2 protein-coding genes are annotated in these 4,559 nt (G+C 58.1%); both read right to left on the bottom strand.

The window, feature by feature from the left end:
• Nucleotides 1–2,802, bottom strand: a 2,802-nt coding sequence (locus tag PY649_RS34425; protein WP_432761459.1) for an AMP-binding protein, incomplete at its 3' end; no start/stop codon positions are given.
• A 1,121-nt stretch (nt 2,803–3,923) separates the two neighbouring features.
• Nucleotides 3,924–4,310, bottom strand: a complete 387-nt coding sequence (locus PY649_RS34420) for an ectoine synthase (RefSeq protein WP_285873511.1) — start codon at nt 4,308–4,310, stop codon at nt 3,924–3,926.
• Between the last annotated feature and the right edge of the window lie 249 nt (nt 4,311–4,559).

Here is a 4,559-nt window from a genome sequence, read left to right as displayed (position 1 = left end):
CAGGAAGCGCTCCGCCGTCAGCTCCGGCCGGTTCAGATAGCCGCGCGCAACACCGGCCCCGCCGATATAAAGCTCACCCACCGCCCCGAACGGCACCGGTGCACCATGCCCGTCCAGAAGATACACACGCGTGTTCGCAATCGGACGGCCGATGGGTGGCAATTCGGGCCAGCATGATGGGTCAGCTGCAAGGCGGTGCTCGGCAATGACGTTGATTTCTGTGGACCCGTATTGATTGATCAATCTCGCCTTTGGATGTGCTTCGAAGAACGCCCTAAGCAGTGGAGTGGCCTGCAATCGCTCACCCGCAGTATAGATCTCACTCAAATAGGGCAGCCGCACTTGCTGCGCGCCCCAGACTTCCGCAAAATGGTTCAATGCTACGAACGGGAGGAAAAGCCGCTCGATCGCCTCTCTCTTCACGAATTCGAGTAAATCGGAGAAGTTCCTACGGGTTTCTTCCCGCACGAGCACGAGCGCTCCACCATCCTTCCAACAAATGAACAATTCCTGGGAGGACACATCGAAGTTCAGGGTCGCGAATTGAAGTGTGCGTTTTCGCACTCCATTCCCCGGTGGTGGCGAGAGCGAATTCACAAGCGAGCCGTGGGACATTTCGACGCCCTTTGGGGTTCCGGTTGAGCCGGAGGTGTAGATGATATAGGCGAGATGGCGGGAGGTGAGGCCAAGCGTACGCCGCTCCGGGTCCGATGGCGACCGCTCGGCCCAGGCGGGGGTGGCCCTATCCAGATCGAACACGTTGACTTCGGCCAGCGCGTCGGCACCAAGTGCGCTTCGGCCGGCGGCATCGCAAAGCAGCAGTTGCGGTTCTGCATCGTCGACGATTTGCCGCAGCCGCGCCGACGGATAGGCCGGATCCAGCGGCAGATAGGCGCCGCCCGCCTTGAGGATCGCCAAAACCCCCACCACCATCGCCGGGCTGCGCCGAAGGCAGATCGCCACCGGCTGATCCGGCTTTACACCCAGGGCGATCAGATGATGCGCCAGGCGGTTGGCCCGCGCATTGAGTTCGCCATAGCTCAGCTCTTCGTCCTCATGGACGAGGGCGATGGCATCAGGGGTGCGCCGCACCTGCGCCTCGAACAGCTCGTGGATGCACATGTCCGACGGGTAAGGCGCCGCCGTCCGGTTCAGATCCTCCAGCAGATAGCCGCGCTCGCCAGCCGGCAGGATGTCGAGCTCGCGCACCGAATGGCCTGCATCGGCTATCACACCACGCAACAACGTTTGTAAGTGCTGCGTCATACGGTCGATCTGCTCCGGCGCTAATCGGCTTGCATCAAAATGCCAACGAAAGCTCCCATCCAGAGCGCAAACCTCAAAGGTCAGCAAATCACCGGATAGGACAATCTCAGAACTCGCGTTCGAAGATAGATCGCCAGCGGCCGAACGGCTATCTGCCGTAATCGTGATGCCAATCGGCCAGGGCTGGCACGATCGTAGCGCCCCCACCGCTCGCAATGACGGGAAGCGCGCGGTGAGATCCCGGGCAAAGCTAGCGTGCTCCCGCAACTGAGCGAATTCGATCGCCACCGTTTTGCGGATTTCTTCAAAATCATGTGCGAGATCAATGATAGCTTCCATCGGCACGACAGAGGCGATCAACCGGTCCACGGCTTTGCAGCCCGCTTGCGATCCATCCGATGCAGGCGTCCATCCCAGTTGAAGCTCTGCTTCTCCCGTGATGCGGGCGAGATAGATCAGGAAAGCCGTTACCAAGTATTCGGTGCGCTCGAGTGGGAACAGTTTAGCCAAAGCACTTGGGTTGAACCACGAACTCGACTGCCATCCGGGCGGCGCAGCAGCCGCGGACGACGGCAGGAAAGGAAGCTGCAATATTCTAAACTGCTCTAACCGCTGTCGCCAAAAATCCTCCCGCGGCGCCAGAAATTCGTGGGTGGCAGTTATGCTCCGCGCCTGTTCATCGCTTAAGATCGGAAGGCGACTCCCTTCATCCAGATTGGAGTGCCCAGCGAGGGCTCGCGCGTCCAGCACCTGCCCATCGGGGTCGCCAAAACAAACATCGACATCTTCTGTACCCGTCGCCACACACCAATGGCTGGAGTGGACTTCCAGCAGGGAACCTGCTGGAACGCCCGAGCGTCGAGGCAACACCTCCAGGGATCTCACTCTGACAACTTCACCGGCTACGAGAGCCTTGGCTAGACACAATGGATTGGGATGATGTGGCCCAAAGGCTAAGGCACGCGTCATCGCCGACAGATCCTGCGCGGATTTCTCCCATCTCAGACAGCCTGCCGCATCTGGGCGCCGGCGCCTCGGCAAATAGCTTCTGTCTGCCAGCGCCTGCGGCCGGGCAGTCAGCTTCCCGTTCGCTAAGCCCGTTATTAGCTCGCGGAAACCCTCGAATGCAGCTTCATAACATTTAAGGTTCAGGGTAAGTGTCGTGTCGCTGGGCGCAATCGACACTTGGCGCTGAACCGCGACGTCACCAGTATCGACACCATCACCCATCCTATGCCACGTGATGGCATATTCGCTCTCTTGCGCCAGCAAAGCCCAGGACGTCGCGTGCATTCCTGCATATCGTGGCAATGGACCGTCGTGGTAATTGAACGCACCTCGACGCACTTGCCCAAACACGTTCGGTGGCAATACGAACGGATTGACAACGGAGAAAAGCCACTCTACCGGCTTGGCCTTCAAAAGAGAGCAGAGCTCTTCAATACTCGCTACACACCGGATTTTGGCGCGAGCCGCCCACTCTGCGAATATGGGGTCGGCGGACAGGGCCGCATCAATAACGTGGCCTCTCTCCATTGCCAGCTGAGCGCAGCTGATAGCAAGTGTACCACTGCCGACAAAGGCACTGGAGGAAACGGGTCGGACTGCAGGTTGCCTATCCTGACTGTCTGTTTCGCGTGCACCGGCGCGCACCGGAGAAGACCCATGTGCCATTTTTATCCCTCTCACAGTCTACCCTTGAAGTAGGGCAGGTCCCATCCTATGCGCCCCACCATGGAGCGCTCAAACGCGTCACATTGGTTCGGATTTGCTCGGGCGCAATCGCGCCCACAGTCCCCGGTGCAATAGGCCTGCATTGACGGTAACGAAACTTTTGCGCGCAGCCAGATATCCCCAAAGTGCCTCCGGCAAGCCCGTGCCTGCAAATATCGTCTCTGGCAGTCTCGCAGTCGCCATCTTACCTCGTCTGAGTTTCCGGTGAGCGTCATCATCGGACGACTTCTCCTCAGTCCATGGGCCTTTGTAGAGTACCACGCACGTACCGTGCCAACGAGAAATTGTTCTCAATCAACATGATAGCCCTAACACTGCTCTGTCATTTATCCGACATCGCCGGACATCGGACAATTGAGCGCGCTGTCAATCGGCATAAGCCTTTCGGAATCTTGCCCGATGGGTTCCGAGCAAAGAAAGGGGAGCCTGGAAAGCGGGTTTTGGGGTCCATTTTCGCTTGTTGCGCAACGGTGCGTTTGCGAGGTGAGAGCGACCCTTCTCATGATGGCGGTGATGCAACTTTGGGTGTTTGCCATTCTCGATGAGTGCATTGTACTTGGGGTTGAGATCGGGATTGAAGGGGCTTCAACGACTGCTGGCTATGGAGCGCTGACGGACGATGGGGCCTTCTGCCAGATTAATGCGCATCTGGTCCACCGTCCGGATTGTCGACTCATGGATGCGAGACCGCATCAGAAGGCTGCGGTCTTTTCGTCGAGGTTTCCGAGTTCCGGCATTTTGATGATTAGAGCGGTTCCCTGGCTGAATGACTCTGCGGGGTGCCGTGCACTTCGAATTCGAGCTTTCGATCGGGACCTGAATCGTGTTTGGCACTATGGCCAGCGGCACGTGTGACGCGGCACCAACCAGCGACTGCAAAGCTCAATTAGCGGCGGTTTATATTCTGCTTTTGTTCGCCTTGCTCAATATGCTGAGCCTGCCGGGTCGTTGAGCTTGTGGCGCTCGGTCCCCTTGAGGGGCGGGTTGAAGATACTGACGAGGATCAGGTCCTTGTCCCGGCCCCCGCGCAGAAAATGCTTGTCATGCTTGTCAAGCACATAGATGTCGCCCTTGCGAATAGGGAAGACATTACCGTCCATGTCCTCGACCTCGCCCTCTCCGGCTATGCAGTAGCACGCCTCGAGATGATTGCGGTATTGGAGAAGCGAGACAGTGTTAGCCCGCACTACGGTGTGGCAGATGCTAAAGCCTATGCCGTCCTTGTCCGTCAGGAGGCGGTGGCTAGTACCATTGCCCCAATCGACGAAGTGATCCGTCGCTTCAACATCGCGCAGGCTACGCACAATCATAGGGCTATCCATTTCTATCTTTCGTTGCAGAAATACAAGTCAAGTCATTGTTGTGGGAAGCTGTAGGCCGTTGTTCTGACTTGGAAGCGCGCCTTCCGGCAGCTCCCGGCGCCGAAAGGCAAATTGGTTATTTGGGCGCGGGGCACGCCGGTATAGCGCGGCGATCAGGATGAGACGCTAGCGACAATCTAGATGAGACTCTTAAGTCGCGGTCGGGGTGAAGGTATCATGTTGATTGTCGCTGGCAAG

Origin of the sequence: Rhizobium mayense, assembly GCF_030272705.1 — a bacterium.
In the GTDB taxonomy this organism is placed as follows: Bacteria; Pseudomonadota; Alphaproteobacteria; order Rhizobiales; family Rhizobiaceae; genus Rhizobium; species Rhizobium mayense.
This window is presented reverse-complemented; position numbering and strand designations above follow the sequence as displayed.